The sequence below is a fragment of the Streptomyces milbemycinicus genome (genome assembly GCF_002154605.1).
GTDB classification, from domain to species: Bacteria; Actinomycetota; Actinomycetes; order Streptomycetales; family Streptomycetaceae; genus Streptomyces; species Streptomyces milbemycinicus.
On sequence record NZ_MUNE01001281.1, the window covers coordinates 1 to 283 of the forward strand.

Here is a 283-nt window from a genome sequence, read left to right on the forward strand (position 1 = left end):
CACATTCGTTCCCACCCGGGAAGGGAAGTGGACAAAATCGAAGGGGATCGTTCCGTTTCTGTCGATCATGTGAAACTTGCCACCCACATCACGCCCCACGCCACCCAGTTCATGGTCCACAGGCCCCCCGTGGCGAGAACTTGACTGGCGCGCCGCTCCACCCGAGCGGCCCGAATGGAGTACTGTGACGGTCCCTGGCCTCGCTTTCCCGTCCGGCCGCCCGGACCCAACGGGAGGGGTCAAAAGGCGGCAACTCAACCGGCGGCGCCGCGACATGACATGG